An 18228-nucleotide genomic window follows, 5' to 3' on the forward strand; every position below is an offset into this window, starting at 1 on the left:
AGCCTGCGTTCGGCCAGCGTGGTTTAACGGGGCGCCTAAGATCAAAAGCAAAAGCGCGGCGGCCTTAGAGCCGACCGGTATCTTGTGTCGATCCCGGTGCAAATGTGGGAGGGGGCTTGCCCCCGATGGCGGCCTCTGGGCCGACCAGGATGCTGGGGGCATATCCGCTCCTGCGTTCAGCCAGCATGGTTTGACGGGGCGCTTGAGATCAAAAGCAGATCAAGATCAAGAGCGACTCGCTTCGCATCGTGGTTAGCGTTGACGGCTATAGCCTGCGAAGTTGTGTAGATATTGTTCATCGGGGCAACCCCCTTCCACATTGACCCTTGCCAGCCGCCACTCTTGTCTACACTCATCCATACCCTCAGGAGCGTAAACGCTCGGCGACGCGCCGGCACAGGAGTGCTCGATGTCTCCCCGATTTCATGGCAAGCAACGTGGCGCTATCGGTCTGATGGCCGTTGGTGTGTTGGCGCTGGTGTTGGCGTTTACTTTGCTGGCGGTGGACAGCGGGCGGCTTTATCTGGAGAAGCGCCGGCTGCAGGGAGTGGCGGATACGGCAGCGCTGGAAGCGGTCAGCCGCAGCGGCACTTGTGCGGCGGGTTTGAGCGCGGCGGCGTTTGCGGCGCAAAGTGTGGCACGCAATCACTTTGTTGTGGGTAGCGGTAATACCTTGGTCACCCGCTGCGGCGCGGTAACCACGGCGGCTTCCGGCCGACGGGTGTTTGCTGCCAACCCGGCGCTGTCGTCAGCCATTGAGGTGGTGGTCGGCAAAACCGTGCCCACCAGCGTGGCCGGTGGCATCTGGTCGATGATGTCGGGTAACTCGGTCAACCTCAATACCCGGTTGAGCGCGACGGCAGTGGCGGCCAAACCCACCCCGCCGATCGCGCAGTTGAGCATCAGGAGCACGTTGGTCAATTTTGATACCGCCAGTGCCAGCATGATGAACGCGGTGTTCAGTGGGCTGCTCGGTGGTGGGGTCAATGTTTCTGTGCTCGGCTGGAACGGCCTGCTCAACAGCAATATCAATATGCTCAGTTACCTCGATCAATTGGCCGTCGACCTGCATGTCACCGCCGGCGACTACACCCAACTGCTGAGCACCACGGTGAGCGCCTCGCAATTGGTTCAGGCGGCAATCACCGTGTTGGGCAGCGACCCGTTGACGCTGGATGCAGTCACCGCGCTGGGCGCTATCAAAGGGGCGACGCTCAACAATCCGTTGCCGCTCACACTGGGCAAAATCCTGCAACTGCAGACGGGTATCACCGCCGCCGCGCTGAATGCCAATCTTCAGCTGTTTCAGCTGGTCCAGGGCGTGGTGCAACTGGCCGGCAACCAGAGCGCGGCGGCGGTGACGCTGCCCGTGAGCCTGTTGGGGCTGGCCAATATCACCACGCAGATCAAAGTCATGGAGCCGCCGCAGTTATCGGCCATCGGCAATCCGATGCTGGCGGCGGCCAACCCGTTGGGCCCGAATAAAATTTATGTGCGCACCGCCCAACTGCGCACGCAGATAACCGTGAGTTTGCCGGTGCTCGGCAGTTTGTCCGGCTTGACCACGGCGGTAAATGACCTGGTGGGGCCACTGACACCGGTCCTCAGCGGCCTGTTGAGCTTGAACCTGGTGACCACGATTAACTCGACGCTTTGCCTGTTGGGCGCCGGTTGCCAACAGTTGGACGTGCTGGCACTGCCGGGCAACCTGCCGCTGAAGATCGTGCTGGATGCCGGCGGCGCCAGCAGCTATGTCACCGCCTATAGCTGCCCGGCGGCAGGCGCGGGCACCAAGAGCTTGACGGCCAACACCACCACCTCGGCGGCATCGCTGAACGTGGGCAATATCAGCAATGCATTTTCATCCACACAGCCAATGACCGTGGAGCCGTTGGCCTTGATCGATTTCGGCATCAAGACGTGCCATAAGATCCTCGGCATCGGCAGTTGCGACCCTCGCGTACCCTTTGCGGGGGGCGGCGTCGGGATCAAGGTGCAAAGCCCGATTGCGGGCAGCAACAGTATCCAGAACCTGGTGTTTTCCAGCACCACGCCCTTTGCCATGCCCGCCAATGTGGGGCTTGCCCCCAGCTATCAAACGTTCGCACCGGCCACTAACCTGGTCAGTGGCCTTACCACAGCCCTCAATGGCGTCGGCATTACTGCTTATCAACCGGTGGGGAGCAATCCCTTGGGAAGCGTGATCGCCGGCACGGTGTCGTTGCTCAGCGGCGTCAGCACGCTGGTGACGCCCATGTTGAACAATGTGCTGAGCCCGCTGCTCAATCCGATCGTCAACAACCTGTTGAGCAGCTTGGGTATCAGCCTGGCAAGCGTGACCGTGGGCGCCAACCTGAGCTGCGGCCAGACCGGCGAGGCTTATCTGGTGATTTAAGCATCGGCGACCCTGGGCAGTTCCACGCAGAATCGCGCGCCGTGTTCGCCGTTGCTGACGCTGAGGCGTCCGCCCATGTTTTCAACGATGCCGTAGCTCACCGACAGGCCCAGCCCGGTGCCCACGCCAATCGGCTTGGTGGTGAAGAACGGCTCGAAGATGCGCTCCAGCAAACGCGGGTCAATGCCGCCACCGTTGTCTTCGACCCAGATGCGCACGTGGCGGCTGTCGTGTTCGGTGTGCAGCGCGATCCATGGGCGCAGGTCCGGGTGCTTTTCCTTCAGGCTCAATAGCGCATCGCGGGCATTGACCATCAGGTTGATCAGCACTTGCTCCAGCTGGTCGGCGTAGCCTGTGACCTGCACAGGCGTATCGGCCTGGGTCAGTTTGATCTCCACGCCCTTGCCGCGCAGGCCTTCGCTGAGCAGTGACAGGGTGCCTTCCACCGCCTGCGCCGGGTCGAAGGGGTGCTGCTCGACTTCCGAGCGGCGGCCGAATACGCGCATGTGGTCCACCACCCGCGCCGCGCGTTGTACCTGCGCGTCAATGCGCTGGAGTTTCTCCGTCAGGTAGTCGATCTGCGCGTCGCCATTGCCCAGGCGCTTGAGTACGTTGACGATGGCCATGCGCATCACGTTCAGCGGCTGGTTGATCTCATGGGCCAGGCCGGTGGCCATTTCGCCGAGGGTGGCCATTTTCGCGCTTTGCGTCAGTTGCTGCTGGGAGCGCCGCACTTCGGTGTTGTCGCGGCCCACGGCCTGCACTTCGAGCAGATTGCCGTGTTCGTCGAACACGCCACGGTCCGACCATACCCACCAGGCATGCTCGCGCCCGGGCAGTTGCAGGCTGATTTCCGCCGTGCTCACGGGAAATTCCGGCGTCAGTTGCTCGATGCGCAGCATGAACGCCGCGCGTTGCTCGGGCGATAACCAGTGCCCCAGGTTCTGCCCCGGCAATTGGCCGGGCAGGCACTCCAGGTAGTTGGCCAGGGGCGTATTACCAAAGGTCAGGGTCAGGTCCGGACGGTAGCGGCAGATCATCGCCGGGGAGTCTTCCACGAGGATGCGGTAGCGTTCCTCGCTGTCCTTGACCTGTTGCGCGGCCAGGGTCGCCTCGGTGACGTCCAGCCACAGGCCGACCGTCTCCACCGGCAGGCCGAGGTCGTCGCGCAGCAACTTGGCTTCGTCGAGCAGCCAGTGGTAGTCGCCGTGTTTATCCTGGACCCGGTAGCGGCTGCGCACACTGCCTTCGCGCAGCAGTTGGCGCGTACGCTGGAAGTACAGGTCGCGGTCATCCGGGTGGACCCATTGCACCAGGCTGTCGTAGCTGCATTCGGCGAGCGTGCGGCCCAGCAGCGGCAGCAGGCTGTCGCTGAAAAACACCGGCTGCAGGGCGCCTTTCACGTAGCGCTGCACATAGATCACCGCCGGCGAGCTGGCGATCAGGTTGTCCAGGCGGGCGTGGGCGGCGTCGGCTTGCAGTTGCTGGTTCTTGACGTCGCTGATATCGAGCATGAAGCCGATCCAGCGGCGCTGCTCACCGGCGCCCAGGGCCTGGCCCTGCACGCGGTACCAGGTGGGGGGCTGGTCGCTGTCGCCACGGTTGAGGCGCACGCTGGCGAGCAAGGGTTTGCCGAGGGTCTGCAAGTCGTGCAGGCGGCTGTGCAGTTCCTGGCGATCGGCCGGGTGGATGAGGTTCAGCCAGGTTTCCAAGGGTTGACGGGTAGGGCTTTCTTCGCCGCTCAGGTTGCGCATCAATTGCGGTGCGAGCTGGATCTCGCCGCCGGCGGGCAGCAATTCCCACCAGCCGGTGCCCAGCAAACCCTGCAGGGCTTCCTGGCGTTCCAGTTGCAGATGGTGGTGCTGTTCACGCAGACGGCTGAGCAGCGGGGCGGCGAGGGCGGCGGCGAGGTTCAGCCAGTCGCGCTCGTGTGTGTCGGCTTCACCGCTGAAGGCTGCGCACAACAGCCACGCGGCGACACCCTGGGCATCGCGGTAGGGCACCAGGAAACCGTCGGCATTGCCGAACACGCTGTGCAGCCGCGGGTGCTCCCCGTGACCGTAAGTGGCGTGCAGGCTCAAGGGAACGGTGCCGTCGAGGCTGTCCAGGCACGTGCCTAGGCGCTGCCCGGTGTGCCACAACTGCGGCGCGTCATGTTGGGCGTAGTGGCTGTAGATCACCCAGGCCTGGTCCTCTTGATCAACAAGCGCCAGGGCGATACACGGGATTCGCCAACGCTGCGCCACGCTGCACAGTTGGTCGTTGAACACATCGGGCAAGCGGCTGAGGCTGCACACGCGCAATTGCTCGCTGGCCTGACTGGTCAATTGCTGATTCTGTTCACGCTGTTCGGCCAGTCGTCGGCCGCTGAGCAGATCGCCGATATCCACCGCATGCAGCCGCCATTCATTGTCGTGCGGCTCGAGGGTGGCACGGGTGTGCAGCACCTGCCCGGCGATGCCCTGGAAATCCAGGTCAAGGCTATGGCGCTGCCAGTCGGCTGGGACGCCCTCCACCGCCAGGGCGCTATGGGCGCGCAGCAAGGCTCGCAGCGGCGCCGCCTCGGCATGGGGCGCCAGCTGTGAGCGCAGTGTGCCGCTGATACCGAGCACCTGGCCTTGCGCATCCAGTTGCACCTGCAAACCGGCCGAAGGCGGCGCAGCGGGAACGATCGCCAGCGCAGCGCTACGACCAAGCAAACGCCCGAACAGCGTGTCCCCCGAAGTCAAAACTGCAAGCTCGACTGGGCCCGCAGCGTCGCCGGCAACTGCGGCACGCTGCCAATGCCGGGCAGCACGATGAAGGGCATCACCGCCTGTAGATTGGCTGAGGGATAGTCGATCTGTACCGACAGCAGGCCATTCACGAACGTGGTGCTGACATGTGTTGCCGCATCGAAGTGATAGGCGCTGGGGATCCACTTCAGACGGTCGCTGATTGCGCTTCTGGCGGTGGTTTGCACGGCACTGCTGTAGCCCTGCATCGCCGGGTCGAGCCCCACGCTGAGGCGTACCGCTTCGGCGGTGGCCTGGTTGAACGACTGCAGCAACAGCAGCGGCAGGCTATAGCTGACCATGCCGTAGAACACCGCGAAAAAAATCACGAAGACGGCCACGAACTCGATCGCGGCTGTGCCTTTCTGCTTGTGGGGGAGGCTAGTTTTCATCACCGCGTCTACCCTGACGGCTACTACTTGATATCAGCATAGAATCAATCAGCGAAAAGGCAGGTTTTTTACGTGATCCAGGGTGTGGTGGTGATGGTGTGGTTGGTGGTGTGTGCGGTGCAGGACACGCGGCAGCGATTGCTCGCCAACCGCCTGACGCTGGGGGTTGCATTGCTGGGCGGGGTCTACCTGTTCTGGACCGGCAGCACCTGGCTCGGTGCCTCGGTCGGCCAAGGCCTGTGGGCATTTGTGCTGGCGCTGCTGTTGACCTTGCCGGGTTACGCCCTGGGCCGTCTCGGCGCCGGGGATGTGAAGCTGCTCGCAGCCTTGGCATTGATTTCGGACGCCGAGTATTTATTGGGTGCGTTTATCGGCGCCGCCCTGACGAGTGTGCTCTGGCTGTTGCTGGCGCCAAAGCTCTGGCCGCTTATGGGTCAAAGGCTTACAGATTGCCTCGGGCACCTGGCCCCCGAACCGTCAAAAAAACTGCCGTTTGCGCCCTTCCTGCTGGTGGGATTTACGCTGGTCTGGTTTTGGATCCACTGAGCGCCGCAGGGCTCTGGCGCTATGTACAGAGTCGGGAAGTACGTCTACGTTTAATAAGGCGTTGTATAGGAATTGAGTGGTTTGAGGATGGGTCAATCTTTGGCTTGCCAGGCATGGAGTAGCGCGTGAACAAGCTTAATTCTGCGGTAAAAGTGCTCGTGGTCGACGATCAGCCGCTGATCGTGGAAGAGCTGTGTGAGTTTCTTGAAAGCAGCGGGTTCCGTTGTGTCCCCTGTGAGTCCAGTCAGCAAGCCTTGAAACGCTTTGGCGAAGACAGTGAAATCGGGTTGGTGCTGTGCGATCTGCATATGCCGGGCATGGACGGCATCGAGTTGGTCCAGGCGCTGCAAAAGATTGCCGGCAGGCAGCGGGTGTTCGAGTCGATCATGTTGACCGGGCGCTCCGACAAGCAGGACGTGATCAAGGCCCTGCGCGCCGGCATTGCGGACTACTACCAGAAGCCAATCAATCTGGACGAATTGCTCGAAGGTTTGCAGCGCCAGGAAGTCGCGTTGCAGGAGCGCAGGAAAGACCTGCAACTGGGCAACCTGAACCAGAAGCTGCAATTTCTCTCCGAAACGATCGACGACCTGTACCAGGACCTCGATAAAGTGCGGCGCAGTCCGGCTGGGCCGGACGCTGAAGAGGCCTCGACGCAGGAGGCGGGCCAGGTTGAAATGCCTGCGATTTTCCACCAGTTGTCACCGCGCCAACTGGACGTGGCCAGGCTGGTCGGAAAGGGGCAGACCAATTATCAGATTGCCTGCGAACTGGGCATCACCGAGAACACCGTCAAGCTGTATGTTTCCCAGGTGCTGCGGCTGACGCATATGCATAACCGCACGCAGTTGGCCCTGGCGTTGGCGCCCAATAACGCGGCGATGCGCCAGCGGGTGACGGCGCACTGAAGGCAACGGGTCAATGTAGGAGCGAGCTTGCTCGCGAAAAACGTCAACGATAACGCGTGTTTTCTGAATGAACGCGGCGCCTGTGAGTTTTTCGCGAGCAAGCTCGCTCCTACATTTTTGCGTGCTCAGTTGCCGCCCTCGGTTTTTCCGCCGACTTTTTGCTCGAAAAACTCCGGAATCTCATGCTTGAAGCTGTCCAGCCAGCGCTGCGCGGCCAGGTCGCGTTCGGCGGCGGAGGCTGCCTGTGGCGTGGTGGATGCCGCTCGGCCACTGACCTGCAGGGCCAGCCAGTCCTCCGTGGCGGCCTGCTGCGGGGAGGACGGGCCAGGCTCGATGGCCATGACGCTGAGGGGCAGGGCCAGCGCGGCGAGGCTGGCAAGACAGGGCAGTTTCATCGTCAATTCCTCGGGTTGCTATGGGCTTCACTGACCGTGGCGATCTGATCCTTGGCCTTTGTGGCCTTGACGCTTGAGGCCTTGAGTTGCTCGGCGCGGGCCTGGGCCTGGGTGACTTGTTCGGGGCCCAGGCCTGTCTGGCTGACCACCTGCGTGGCCTGCTTCCAGTTGTCTTGATAGATCAGCAGCGTCACCAGATTGATGGCCGCCAGCGGGTCGCTCTGCTTGAGCTCCATGGCGGTCATGAATTCAAACCGTGCATCTTCCAGGCGCAGTTGGTTGAGGTACACCACGCCCAGGTCATTGCGGATTTTCTCGTCGGTGGGCGCCAGCCGCGCCGCGCGCTGCAAATGGGCCATGGCCAGGCTGTTGTCGCCTTTGGCCGCGGCCATTTGCCCCAGGCCGTGTTCGCCTTCGGCGGCCATGCAGGTGCCGAGCAGGCTGCGGTACAGCGGCTCGGCGCTGCGCCCGAGCAAGCGATACGCCTTGGCCTGGCGCAGGCGCACCTGGGGCAAACTGGCCGGCAGGGTGTGCAGGTTGGCCAGGCTGGCGTGCAGTTTGCCGTCGTTGGCCATTTCATCGGCCAGGTTCAACGACAGCGTCTGTTCGGCGTCGGGCTTGGGGCAACTGCCGGAGGCCGTCAGGGCGCTCCAGGGGGTTTGACCATCGGTGGCGCAACCACCGAGCAGCACCAGGCTCAAACCGGCGATCAAGGCTTTCATCGAGCATTCCTCATAAGTTACTCAAGGCCCGGGTGATGCCGATGAATGCCGGCCCCCCGAGCACGATCAGCAAGGCGGGAAACAGAAACACCATCATCACCACCGACATCTTCGCCGACATCTTCGACACAAATTCCTGGATGCGGGTCAGGCGCCGGTCGTCGAGCAATTGCTTGAGCGCCAGCAACGATTTCATCGCGCCGGCGCCTTGGTGAACCAGTTGCTGGAGGATGATGCAGGTGTCGGTGAACTCGTCCACGGCCAGCAGCCTGGCGGTCTTGCCCAACTCTTCACTGAGCTCAAGGCCGGAGTCGACCCGGTTCAGGATCAGCCGCAATTCATGGGTCAGCGCCGGCAGCAGGCGTTGCGCTTCGATGCTCAATACACGCAGCGCCTGTTCGACCGCCATGCCCGATTCGAACAGGATGCGCAGCAGCGGAATGAACGTCGAGACTTCCTGGGAGATGCGCTGCTGGCGGGCCTTGGCCACGCTGGCCAGGATGCGCTTGGGCAACAGGTAGCCGATGCCGAGCGCGATCAGGGGCACCAGCCATGGCGAGTCGCCCTTGGGAAACAGCACCTGCTGCGTGATCAGGGTCACGATCAGCAGCAGCACCGGCGTGCCGATCTGGAAGGCGGCGAACATCGAGCGCTGGTTGGCTTTGCGCCAACCCACGCGGTTGAGCAGGGTCTGGGTTTCGTTGTCCAGGCTGATCGAGCGTTGCGCCAGCGGGCTGTTGCCCAAGTGCCGCATCATCGCACCGAGACGGTGTTCGCGACCCATCCGGCCTTGCAGGCGCTGGGCAACCAGGCGCTGACCACGCCGATGTTTGATCAGGTGGGCCAGCACCAGCGCCAGGGCGGCGAGAAACAACACGGCGCTGATCAGCAATGAAATAGCCATCTCATACGCTCCGCAACATGCGCCACAGGGTGAAGCAGCCGAGCACCTGCATGATCAGGGCGACGAACAACAGCAGGCGGCCGGTGCCGTCGTTCCACATGGTCATCAGGTAGTCCGGGTTGACCGCCAGGAAATAGCCCACCATCGAAATGGGCAACGCGGTGAGCACGTAGGCGGTCACCCGGGTTTCGCCGGTCAGGGCGCGCAGCTGGCGCGCGGCTTGCTCGCGCTCGCGGATCATCTTGATCAGGTTTTCCAACAGCTCGCTGGCATTGCCGCCGTAGCGGTGATTGACCTTCAAGCCCAGGGCGAACAGACGGAACTCGTCGCGTTCGTAGAATTCGGCGAAATCGTGGGCGGACTCCGGCAGGCTGACGCCCAGTTGCACGTTGCGCCGCATTCGGCCCATGGCATTTTTCAGCGGGTCTTCGGCCACCTCGATACCGCCCAGCACCGCGTCGGCCAGGGTGCGTCCGGCCTTGAGACTGCGCACGGTGTGGTCGAGCAATGGCGGCAGTTGCTCGATCATGCGTTTGATCCGGCGCTGGTAACGCCAGGCGAGGTACAGGCGCAGCAGCACGGGCGGCAACAGCAGCATCACCAGCAGGCCGAGCCAACCGGCGAGCATCACCCCCAGCACGGCGCCCAGGCCCCAGGCGGTCAGCCACAGGCGCAGGTTGTCACTGGGTTTGCCCAGGCCGGCGCGCAGGAACATGCGTTCCACGCCGCTCCAGGAAGCGCTCTCTTCGACGAGCTGCGGCTGGCCTTCGGCGAGGCGGTCCAGTACGCGTTCGGTCCGGGCGCGGCGCAAGCCGTTCTGGAATGAGCGGACCGACAGGCCGATCAGGATCAGGCAGATGCACAGCAGGATGGCCCCGGTCATGCTCGATTCCCCTCCAGGGCTAGGCCGGTTCGCGGCGCAGTTTTTCGCCGGCCGGGTTGAGCGCCTCGCGCACGAAGCCGAAGCCGGTACGCCGGTCATGGCGAAACAGCGTGTTGGTCACGTACACGTCGTCGCGGATGCCCACCACTTCGACCACCTCGCTGACGCAACGACGACCGTCCGGCAGGCGGGTCAACTGGACCACCACATCCAATGCCGCGCAGATCATCTGGCGCAGGGTCTTTTCCGCAACCACGCGGCCGGTCAGGCCCACCAGGGTTTCCAGGCGCAGCAGGGCATCGGCGGCATTGTTGGCGTGCACGGTGCTCATGGAACCGTCGTGGCCGGTGTTCATTGCGGTGAGGACATCGATCACTTCCACGCCGCGAATTTCGCCGAGGATGATGCGGTCGGGGCGCATGCGCAGGGCGTTGCGGATCAGGTCGCTGGCCTTGACCTCGCCATGGCCCTCGGCATTCGGTGGACGGGTTTCCAGGCGTACCACGTGGGGGTGGGCCAGTTGCAGTTCGGCCACGTCCTCGATAGTGACCAGGCGTTCATGGGGGTTGATCAGCTGACTTAGGATGTTCAGCAGTGTGGTTTTACCGGTGCCGGTGCCGCCGCTGATGAGGATGTTGCAACGCTTGCCCACCGCGTCCTGGAAGAAGTCGAAAATGTTCTGGTCAATGGTCTGCATGGCCACCAGATCGCTGCTTTTGAGCATGTCCCTGCGGAATTTTCGAATCGACAGGCACGGCCCGTCCAGGGCAATCGGCGGGATGATCGCATTGACCCGGCTGCCATCGGGCAAGCGTGCGTCGACCATCGGCGACGACTCATCCAGGCGCCGCCCCAGCGGCGCGAGGATGCGCTGCATGACGCGCTCCACATGGTGCGCGTCGATAAAGCGCAGGTCGCTCTGGTGCAGCAGGCCGTCACGCTCGATAAACACCCGGTGCGGGCCATTGACCAGGATTTCGGTGACGGCCGGGTCGCGCAGCAGCACTTCCAGCGGACCGAAACCGGTCAGTTCGTCGACGATTTCTTCGGCCAGGCGCTCCATCTCATAGCGCGAGATCGCCAGGTGCATGCGGTTGATGTACTCGGCGACTTTGTCGATGACAAATTGCGCCAACGACTGGCGCGAGCCTTCCAGCAGGTTTTTCCCCGACTCTTCGATGGCATCGATGATGTAGCGGTGCAGCACCAGTTTCAGGCCGTCGTGGTCGGTGTTGCCACCCACGCCTCGTGCGGGGGCGCCGAAGAGTTTTTCGCTGGTCATTTATCGGCTCCCAACAAGCGCTCCAGCCAGCGGCTGGAGGATTTTCGATTGGCGTCCTGCGAACGTTTCGCCAGGCGCTCGCCCAGGGTCTTGAGCGCCTGAGTCAGGGCTTCGCGCGGTGTCAGCGCAAACAGGGTTTGCCCCTGGTTCTCGGCGTTCAGCCGGACCTCTGCGCTCAGCGGCAACACGGCAATCACTTCCAGGCCGAAGCTTTTGCTCAAGGCATCGGCGTCCGGCGCGCAGCCTTTGACGTAGCGATCGATCAGCAGCCTGGCATGGTCGAGCTTCATGCCTTTTTCGCGCCACAGGTTCAATACGGCGAGGTTGCGCCGGCAGTCCAGCACGCTCTGGTCGGTGTACCACAGCAGCTTGTCGCAATGGCTGACAAAGGTACGCAGGGCTTCGCTGTCCGGCTGGCCGGCAAGGTTCACCACAATGTGCTGGAAGTGTTGGCGCAGCGCACTGAGCAGCATGTAGAGCTCGGCGGCGCTGGTGCGCTCCAGGGGCTCGTCGTTGTGCGTGTAGGCGAGAATGCGCAGGCCGCCTTCGGCCGAGGTAAAGGCGCTGTTGATCAGGGTGGTGTCCAGCCGCCTCAGGTGGCGCAGGGCATCGCCGAAGTTGAACGAGCTTTCCAGGCCCAGCAGCGCCAGGCTGTCACCGCGTGGCAGGCCCAGATCGAGCAACAGCGTCTGCTGGCCGCTCTTTTGCACCACCAGCGCCAGGTGGCTGGTGAGCAGTGCGCCGTCCGAACTGCCCTGGGTGCCGTACAGTACCGAGAGGCCGCCCAGCAGCGTGTTGGTCGCCACCGGCGGCAGGCGCTTGCTCAGGCGGCGGACCAGGCCTGCGACTTCGCTGGAGCGCGAGCCGTAGGCGACGAAATCCCGCGCTCCGGCGCGCATGGCATTGAGCACCAACTGGTTATCCATGCCGTCACCGAGGGCGACGATGGCCAGCATCGGCTTGGCTTCCAGGGCGCCTTCGATCAGCGCGCTCTGGGCCACCAGGTGCTCGCGGTCAAGGCCGACGAACACCAGGTTGGCGAAGGTTACATCGACCAGGGCGAGCAATTCATCGAGGGTGCCGCTGCCGGCGCTGACCACTTGGCCAAGGGGCGCCAGCGCGCCCTGCAGCCACTCCAGGTCGGTGGTGTTGCGGGTGATTGCCAGGAACGTCTGGCTCAGGTTGTCGCTCATTGGGACAGCCCGTTGAGCCGGTCGAAATTACCGTTTTCCAGGAAGAACAGGCGGTACCAGTTCGGGTCATAGTTGCGCACTTTTTCACCGGGCAACGCCGGCAGTTGGGCATTGGCCGCCAGTGGTTGCACAAGGTGCGGCGTGACGATCATCAGCAGCTCCTTGTCTTCGCGTCGGACCGAGGAATCGCGAAAGAACGCCCCCAGGATCGGGATGTCACCCAGGCCGGGAAACTTGCCGATGTTGGTGGTGGTGTTGCTGCTGATCAGGCCGCTGATCACAAAGCTTTCGCCGTCGGCCAGGGACACGCTGGTATCGGTGCGGCGGATGGTCAGGGCCGGCACGCGGATATTTTCGATGACCACGGCGTTGGTGTAGTCGAGCTCGCTGACCTCCGGCGCCACCTTGAGGGAGATGCGGTTACGGTCGACCACGGTCGGCGTGAGGGTCAGGCGGATGCCGAATTCCTTGTACTCGATCGAGATGGTGTCGCTGCCGCTGCTCGGCACCGGCACCGGGATTTCACCCCCGGCGAGAAAGGTTGCGCTTTGCCCGCTCATGGCCACCAGGCTTGGCCGGGCAAGGGTGTAGGCGAAGCCGCTGCTTTCCAGGGCATTGATCATCGCCGAGACGCGCCCACCGCCAAAGCCGATATTGAAGTTGTCCGCGCTCACTGGCAGTTTGAAGGTGCTGGGTGTGGGGAACAGCAAGTTCGGGCTGCCGAGGAAAAAGTTGTTGCCGATGCCGAGGATCTTGGTGCTGGCCTCCTTGAGTTTGGTACGGCTGACTTCGACGAAGCGGATGTCGGTCTGGACCTGGCTGGGCAGCAGCGGATCATCGGCCGGTGACAGCGACAGGCTGGTCAAGGCGCTGTTGGCCTTGCCCTTGACGAAGACCATGCTCTGGCGCGGCGTGGTCGAGCAGGCGGTCCAGACCATCAGGCTGGTGGTGCCGGGGCCGACGCCGGTGAGCAGGAAGCCCCGGTCGCCATTGAGATGAACGTCGGCGATTTTCGGATCGCCAATGGCCAGGCGCGTGATCGCCACCGGCGATTGCAGTGCCTGTTGCAGGCCCTCGCCGACTGACAACGCGGCGGGCAATTGTCCAAGGCTGGCGCAATTGCCCTGAGCGGCCACGGCCAGGCTCATGGACAGGTGCGACAGCAGCAGGGCGCAGGCGATTTTCCCTGTGAACACCGGTATGAAACGTCGGCTCATGCACAGCATCCTTGTTCAGTCGGGTGTTTGTTGGGTTGCTTGATTGCCACGGATCACCTCGACACCGGCCCGGCGCGGGGCACTGCTCTGGGCCACTTTCCTGGGGGCCTGGGTGAAGGCCAATTGCGTGAACTGATAAAGGTCGCGGTTAGCGTTCTGCAGGTTGCCCGGCGCGTCGCCTTCGCCGGCCCAGTAACGGCTCAGCAAGCGTTCGTCGGCGCTGCGCACGGCCAGGCGCAAGGTGCCGGCCTGGGTGGCCAGCATCAGCCGGCTCAACAGCTGTTCGGGCACGGCCAGCACCACCGTGCGTGAGGGGGCTTGCCGCTGGGCTTTCTCTTCGGCGGTGAGCGCACGAGCAGACGCCGGGGTACCGTCGTTGGTCAGGCCCATCTGGTCACCGACACTGAGCAGGCGTATGGCGGGGATCACCACTTGGGCCGATTGTTCAAGGTTGGCGGCGTCCTGGCGCAGGTACAGCAGCACGTCCACATAGTCGCCGGGACTCAACTGGCCGGCGGCGCCAATCACTTCATCGACGGCGACGGCCAGGGCGCGTTCATCGGCACGGATCATGCGCGCCAGCGGCCCACCGGGGGTGAAGCTTTCGTCGTTCAACCAACTGCCGGCGCTGAGTGCGCGCCACGGTGTACGGCCGATGGCCTGCTCGACACTGCTCATACTGCCGGCCGGTGCCGTGCGCAGTTTTTCGATGCTCAGATCAGCGGCCACCAGGGCGACGAAGGGGGGCACATCGTGGGCCAGGACGACGACCGATTGACGGGTCTGGTCTTCCACCGCGGCAACGGCTTGTTCGGCGGGAGCTGCCGCGGGTGGCGGTGGCGGCGCCGGGGCGGGCTCACGGCTGAGGACCAAGCCCCAATAGCCGGCAAACAGCGCACCGACCAGTAACACACCGGCCAGTACCATGCTCAGACGCGTGTTCATGACGGCTCTCCATTTCCTGCTACACCACAGCCCGCCTATCCAGCAGGCTCACGTCGCAGCCTGGCTGCTATGAACAGTGACTAACTATTTCGCTATTTGACGGTAGTTCAGCTAGGACGAAATGCCATTACTGACGCAAAGATTTCTTCGGCATGCAAGGTGCGCCCCCTTTGAAAACACGCATTTACGAGGTCAGGAAGGCCCCTACTACTTTATGACTAGTCAATTCTTACAGTTGTGAGGCCGGGGTTTGTTGGCAATGCTCAGGTGGCACATCGCAATTACTGTGCAGCACCGGGATAGGGCGCTTGGTCGCCTGAGGAGAAGTGTTTATGTTGCTTGATCTGTTGATTCGACTTCACGTGCAACTTCAGTTGCTGTTTCAGCGCAAGGAAGGGGCTACGGCCATCGAGTACCTCATTCTGGTCGCCATCGTGGCATTGGTCATACTGGCAGCCGGGACCACCCTGAAGCCTCAGATCACCGCGTTCTTCACCAAAATCACCACAGCGATTACCCCAACGCCCTAAGCAGTCGGAGCGCAAGGAGCAGGATCATGATCCTCAATCTGTTGATGAAACTCTGTGTTCAACTGCGGGTGCTCTTTGCGCGTAAAGAGGCGGCCACAGCGATTGAATACCTCATTCTTGTGGCCATCGTCGCGCTTGTGATATTGGCAGCCGGAACTACACTGTCGCCACAGATCACCGCGTTGTTTGAGAAAATTACAGGCACCATCACGCCCTGACCCTCAGGCAGGCAGCACTGCGCGGGTACTTTAGGTTTTTGATTGGCAAGATCAGGACGTGCCCATGAACGCTGCTGTATCCCCCCGCCAGCAAATCCTGCTGGTGGACGACGAAGAGGATGCCCTCATTGAACTGGCGGAGTCGCTGGAGAACGAGGGCTTCGTTTGTTTTACCGCCACCTCCGTGACATTCGCTTTGCAGGAACTCACCCTGCACCCTGATATCGCCCTGGTCATCACCGACCTGCGCATGCCCGAGGAAAGCGGGATTTCCTTGATCAAGCGCCTGCGCGAACACACTTCCCGTTCCCACCTGCCGGTGATCGTGATGTCCGGCCATGCCGAGATGGATGACGTCAGCGACATGCTGCGCCTGCAGGTGCTGGACTTGTTTCGCAAGCCCATCTATCTGGTGCGGCTGATCGATACGCTCAACAGTCTTTTCCCCCGGACAATTCATCAACTGTAGGTGTAGGAGCGAGCTTGCTCGCGAAGAACGTCAAGGCGACGCGGGGAAACTGGATGCCCGCGTCATCGTTAGCGTTCTTCGCGAGCAAGCTCGCTCCTACAGGAATGTTTGGCGTTTACAGCTGATAACTGAAGCTCAGCGTATACCGCGCACGCCGGTTGAAGCTGTCCAGGGCGATGTCCGACATCGGCTTGGCGGCTTCCAGGGCGATGTTGTAGTACTTGTTATCGCCAAAGCGCAAACCCACCGCCGCCGAGGACATGTCGCCGGCCTTGACCGGCAGGTCGTTGAACCAGGTCCTGGCACGGTCGAGCACCACGTAGGGTTGCAGCACCTTCAGCCAATCGCCGGCGCGGTTGAAGCTGTAGTTGACCTCGTACGCCACGCCCCATCCCTTGTCACCCGAGCCCTGGTCGTCGGGGTAGCCACGGCCGAAGTTCTGCCCGCCAAACGTGGCGCGTTCGCTGTCGGGCAGGCTGTTGTCGCTCCAGTAGAGCGCACCTGAAAGCACGCCTTGCCAGTTGTCGAAGAACTTGTCGCTTTGTACGCCGGACAGGCGCAGGCGGAAGAAGTCGAGGTCCGGTTTGGCCACGTCCAGGTCACTGCGCGCCTTGGCGCCCACACCATCGATGCCGTGATACAGGCCGCCGGTGAGGATGCGCAGCTGTCGCGCGTCGGCCTTGCGCCAGTCGCCCTCGAACGCCAGGGCACGCAGGTTGGATTCGATATCGAAGCGCAGCGGGTAGCCCACCAGTTTGTAGCGGGTGGTCTGGTCCACCGCGTACAGGCGCGTGCCCAGGGTGAGTGACTCGGTGGGCGAGGCAATGAAGGGGTGGCTCAGGCCGATGGAGTAGCGATCGATCGACTGATGGGGCTTGAGTTCGAAGCCGCCGTCCAGTTGCACACGGCTGTGGGGATCGGCGCGATAACGCTCTGCGGCGAGTGCCAGTTGAGTGCCTTCGGCATTGATGAACTGGTTGTAGTCCACGCGGTAGTAGTGCTCTTTGTCCTCGCCCGGTGGGAACAGGCCACTGACGCTCAACTGTTCGCCCAGGGCGGTTTGCGCATGGCTGGTGGCGCTGAGCAAGGCTTGGGTGCCGCCCCGGCTTTTCTGCACAAGGCTCATGCTGGTGGTGAAGGGCTTGCGGCTGGCCTGGATCTGCATGTGCGTGGCGCCATCGGTGGTGCCCGGCGGCGGCACTTGCGCCTGTACGGTGAGGCCGGGGATGCGGCTCATCAGGGTGGTGTAGCGCTCGAAGGTCTTGCGCGTGAGGGGGCGTTCGGCGAGGAGCTTTTGCGCCAGGTTGTCGACATAGGCCGACACCGCACCGACATCGCCGGTTTGCTGGTAATCCTTGATGTAGCCTTCCACCAGAACCACGCGGACCAGGCCGTTTTCGAAGGTCTGTTGCGGCAGGAACGCGTAGGACAACAGGTAGCCGTCCTGCTGATAGCGACGGGTGATGCCTCGGGTGGCTTCGATCAATTGCGCAAGATTGGTCTCATGGCCAATCAGCGGTGCATAGGCCTGGGCCGTCTCGGTGAGCGGATAGATCGTGCCGCCTTCGATCTGCAGTTTGCGGATGGTCACCCTGGTGTCCATCAACAGGGGCTGGCCGGCGGTGGGTTGTGCTTCAGGCACCTGGGTTTGCGGCGTGGCCGGTCGATAGGCGTCGGCGGGCAGGTTGGGTACCGGCAAGGTGCGGATGGTGTCATTGCTGTTGAGGAAGGTGGGAAGGGTCTCGGCCTGGGCGTAAGCACTGAGGGTCAGCAGGAACAACGGCGTGAACATGCGCATGGGACACTCCATGGTCAACTGCGGCAGCCCAGCAAAAAGACGAGAGACTGACTCCGTGTCTCTCGTCTCAACCAAGCGTAGGCGCCGCAGGGGAGACCGTCTAATCGGCCAGGTGCATTTTCTATCTGCCGGTCAGGCCGTTCACCAAACCGCCCAGGCCTCCGGTTGTTGCAGTGCCGCCGGTGCCGCCTGTGACCAGGCCGCCCACCGAGCCTACCGTATTGCCCACGGCGGTTACGGTGGTGCCCAGGGTCGTGGTGACCGGGTTGGCGCTGGCTGTGCTCAGGTTAGTGCCCAGGCTGCTGACGGCGCCGCCGACTTGAGTCACCAGGCCGTTGACCGGAGCACCGACGCCGGTGGTGGTGCCGATGTTTTGCGTCACTGTGGTGACGCCGGAGGTCACCGGGTTCAAGGCTGCGCCGACGTTGGCGGTCACGGTTGCGACCGGGGCGGTGGCGCCGGTGTTGGCGACACCCGTGCCACCCAGTACGGTGCCCACCGAGGCAATGGTGTTGCCCAATGCGCCGCCGGTCACACCGGCTGCACTGACGGTGCCGTTGGTGTTGCCGACGTTGAGGCCGGTGCCTGCGTTGTTCACCAGGCCGCCGACCAGCTCCGGTAGACCGGGGGCTGCGGCGCCGCCGGAGGGCGCGACAT

Annotated in this window: 18 protein-coding genes; 6 read left to right on the forward strand and 12 right to left on the reverse strand. The window is 62.9% G+C overall.

The genetic code is table 11. From position 1 onward, the window contains the following. Window positions 1–409: 409 nt before the first annotated feature. On the forward strand, window positions 410–2395 hold the full coding sequence (locus tag BFP96_RS11895) for a pilus assembly protein TadG-related protein (RefSeq protein ID WP_065936254.1): 1986 nt from the start codon (window positions 410–412) through the stop codon (window positions 2393–2395). Here BFP96_RS11895 and BFP96_RS11900 read toward each other — a convergent pair. Together BFP96_RS11900 and BFP96_RS11905 are read right to left on the reverse strand one after the other, a co-directional pair. Further along, on the reverse strand, window positions 2392–5124 hold the full coding sequence (locus BFP96_RS11900) for an ATP-binding protein (protein ID WP_065936255.1): 2733 nt from the start codon (window positions 5122–5124) through the stop codon (window positions 2392–2394). The two genes, BFP96_RS11895 and BFP96_RS11900, sit on opposite strands and share 4 nt — an antisense overlap. Further along, a complete protein-coding gene (locus tag BFP96_RS11905) occupies window positions 5121–5561 on the reverse strand; it encodes a TadE family protein (protein ID WP_065886479.1) in 441 nt (146 codons plus the stop codon). Before BFP96_RS11905 ends, BFP96_RS11900 begins: the two co-directional genes overlap by 4 nt. Before the next feature lie 75 nt (window positions 5562–5636). Here BFP96_RS11905 and BFP96_RS11910 point away from each other — a divergent pair, with 75 nt between their 5' ends. Next, window positions 5637–6107: a prepilin peptidase gene (locus tag BFP96_RS11910; protein ID WP_170876002.1), complete on the forward strand. Its 471-nt coding sequence runs from the start codon at window positions 5637–5639 to the stop codon at window positions 6105–6107. A 125-nt stretch (window positions 6108–6232) separates the two neighbouring features. Continuing rightward, window positions 6233–7015, forward strand: coding sequence for a response regulator transcription factor (locus BFP96_RS11915; RefSeq protein WP_065897446.1), 783 nt, complete (start codon window positions 6233–6235; stop codon window positions 7013–7015). A 125-nt stretch (window positions 7016–7140) separates the two neighbouring features. On the opposite strand, the gene BFP96_RS11920 is transcribed toward BFP96_RS11915, so the two are convergent. From BFP96_RS11920 to cpaB, 8 genes are read right to left on the reverse strand one after another with little or no spacing between them, the layout of a single operon-like run. After that, entirely contained in the window at window positions 7141–7410 is a 270-nt protein-coding gene (locus BFP96_RS11920; RefSeq protein ID WP_065897448.1) for a DUF3613 domain-containing protein, read from the reverse strand. Between the two features lie 2 nt (window positions 7411–7412). Next, window positions 7413–8132, reverse strand: coding sequence for a tetratricopeptide repeat protein (locus BFP96_RS11925; RefSeq protein ID WP_065936256.1), 720 nt, complete (start codon window positions 8130–8132; stop codon window positions 7413–7415). Window positions 8133–8142: 10 nt separating this feature from the next. Further along, the gene (locus BFP96_RS11930; RefSeq protein ID WP_083216624.1) at window positions 8143–9036 is read right to left on the reverse strand and encodes a type II secretion system F family protein; all 894 of its coding nucleotides are present in this window, start codon (window positions 9034–9036) and stop codon (window positions 8143–8145) included. A 1-nt stretch (window position 9037) separates the two neighbouring features. Beyond that, on the reverse strand, window positions 9038–9919 hold the full coding sequence (locus BFP96_RS11935) for a type II secretion system F family protein (RefSeq protein ID WP_065894653.1): 882 nt from the start codon (window positions 9917–9919) through the stop codon (window positions 9038–9040). Between the two features lie 19 nt (window positions 9920–9938). Continuing rightward, a complete protein-coding gene (locus BFP96_RS11940) occupies window positions 9939–11201 on the reverse strand; it encodes a CpaF family protein (RefSeq protein WP_065894651.1) in 1263 nt (420 codons plus the stop codon). Next, window positions 11198–12394, reverse strand: coding sequence for an AAA family ATPase (locus tag BFP96_RS11945; protein WP_065894649.1), 1197 nt, complete (start codon window positions 12392–12394; stop codon window positions 11198–11200). The genes BFP96_RS11940 and BFP96_RS11945 overlap by 4 nt, the downstream gene beginning before the upstream one ends. Beyond that, window positions 12391–13611: a type II and III secretion system protein family protein gene (locus tag BFP96_RS11950; protein WP_065897455.1), complete on the reverse strand. Its 1221-nt coding sequence runs from the start codon at window positions 13609–13611 to the stop codon at window positions 12391–12393. The genes BFP96_RS11945 and BFP96_RS11950 overlap by 4 nt, the downstream gene beginning before the upstream one ends. 15 nt (window positions 13612–13626) lie before the next feature. Continuing rightward, on the reverse strand, window positions 13627–14556 hold the full coding sequence (gene cpaB / locus BFP96_RS11955) for a Flp pilus assembly protein CpaB (RefSeq protein WP_065936257.1): 930 nt from the start codon (window positions 14554–14556) through the stop codon (window positions 13627–13629). A gap of 332 nt (window positions 14557–14888) precedes the next feature. Between cpaB and BFP96_RS11960 the strand changes: the two genes are divergently transcribed. The 3 genes from BFP96_RS11960 (at window position 14889) to BFP96_RS11970 (ending at window position 15773) form a co-directional block, all read left to right on the forward strand. After that, window positions 14889–15086 carry a Flp family type IVb pilin gene (locus BFP96_RS11960; protein WP_065886488.1) on the forward strand — a complete coding sequence of 66 codons (198 nt, stop codon included), beginning with the start codon at window positions 14889–14891 and terminating at the stop codon, window positions 15084–15086. A 26-nt stretch (window positions 15087–15112) separates the two neighbouring features. Continuing rightward, on the forward strand, window positions 15113–15304 hold the full coding sequence (locus BFP96_RS11965) for a Flp family type IVb pilin (RefSeq protein WP_065886489.1): 192 nt from the start codon (window positions 15113–15115) through the stop codon (window positions 15302–15304). 64 nt (window positions 15305–15368) lie between these two features. Continuing rightward, on the forward strand, window positions 15369–15773 hold the full coding sequence (locus BFP96_RS11970; RefSeq protein ID WP_065936258.1) for a response regulator: 405 nt from the start codon (window positions 15369–15371) through the stop codon (window positions 15771–15773). Between the two features lie 115 nt (window positions 15774–15888). Here BFP96_RS11970 and BFP96_RS11975 read toward each other — a convergent pair whose 3' ends face one another. Then, window positions 15889–17571 (reverse strand): ShlB/FhaC/HecB family hemolysin secretion/activation protein, encoded by a 1683-nt coding sequence (locus BFP96_RS11975; RefSeq protein ID WP_065936259.1) that lies wholly within the window; start codon window positions 17569–17571, stop codon window positions 15889–15891. Window positions 17572–17692: 121 nt separating this feature from the next. Beyond that, the coding region (locus tag BFP96_RS11980; RefSeq protein WP_170876001.1) for a collagen-like triple helix repeat-containing protein at window positions 17693–18228 on the reverse strand (536 nt) is incomplete at its 5' end.

Source organism: Pseudomonas sp. 34 E 7 (assembly GCF_900005715.1).
Taxonomy (GTDB): Bacteria; Pseudomonadota; Gammaproteobacteria; order Pseudomonadales; family Pseudomonadaceae; genus Aquipseudomonas; species Aquipseudomonas orientalis_A.

What these genes read in the sequence shown, in the direction of transcription:
- BFP96_RS11895 (WP_065936254.1), top strand. Translation starts at nt 410, where the DNA reads ATGTCTCCCCGATTTCATGGCAAGCAACGTGGCGCTATCGGTCTGATG.
- BFP96_RS11905 (WP_065886479.1), bottom strand. Translation starts at nt 5,561, where the DNA reads ATGAAAACTAGCCTCCCCCACAAGCAGAAAGGCACAGCCGCGATCGAG.
- BFP96_RS11920 (WP_065897448.1), bottom strand. Translation starts at nt 7,410, where the DNA reads ATGAAACTGCCCTGTCTTGCCAGCCTCGCCGCGCTGGCCCTGCCCCTC.
- BFP96_RS11925 (WP_065936256.1), bottom strand. Translation starts at nt 8,132, where the DNA reads ATGAAAGCCTTGATCGCCGGTTTGAGCCTGGTGCTGCTCGGTGGTTGC.
- BFP96_RS11930 (WP_083216624.1), bottom strand. Translation starts at nt 9,036, where the DNA reads ATGGCTATTTCATTGCTGATCAGCGCCGTGTTGTTTCTCGCCGCCCTG.
- BFP96_RS11935 (WP_065894653.1), bottom strand. Translation starts at nt 9,919, where the DNA reads ATGACCGGGGCCATCCTGCTGTGCATCTGCCTGATCCTGATCGGCCTG.
- BFP96_RS11940 (WP_065894651.1), bottom strand. Translation starts at nt 11,201, where the DNA reads ATGACCAGCGAAAAACTCTTCGGCGCCCCCGCACGAGGCGTGGGTGGC.
- BFP96_RS11945 (WP_065894649.1), bottom strand. Translation starts at nt 12,394, where the DNA reads ATGAGCGACAACCTGAGCCAGACGTTCCTGGCAATCACCCGCAACACC.
- BFP96_RS11950 (WP_065897455.1), bottom strand. Translation starts at nt 13,611, where the DNA reads ATGAGCCGACGTTTCATACCGGTGTTCACAGGGAAAATCGCCTGCGCC.
- cpaB (WP_065936257.1), bottom strand. Translation starts at nt 14,556, where the DNA reads ATGAACACGCGTCTGAGCATGGTACTGGCCGGTGTGTTACTGGTCGGT.
- BFP96_RS11960 (WP_065886488.1), top strand. Translation starts at nt 14,889, where the DNA reads ATGTTGCTTGATCTGTTGATTCGACTTCACGTGCAACTTCAGTTGCTG.
- BFP96_RS11965 (WP_065886489.1), top strand. Translation starts at nt 15,113, where the DNA reads ATGATCCTCAATCTGTTGATGAAACTCTGTGTTCAACTGCGGGTGCTC.
- BFP96_RS11970 (WP_065936258.1), top strand. Translation starts at nt 15,369, where the DNA reads ATGAACGCTGCTGTATCCCCCCGCCAGCAAATCCTGCTGGTGGACGAC.
- BFP96_RS11975 (WP_065936259.1), bottom strand. Translation starts at nt 17,571, where the DNA reads ATGCGCATGTTCACGCCGTTGTTCCTGCTGACCCTCAGTGCTTACGCC.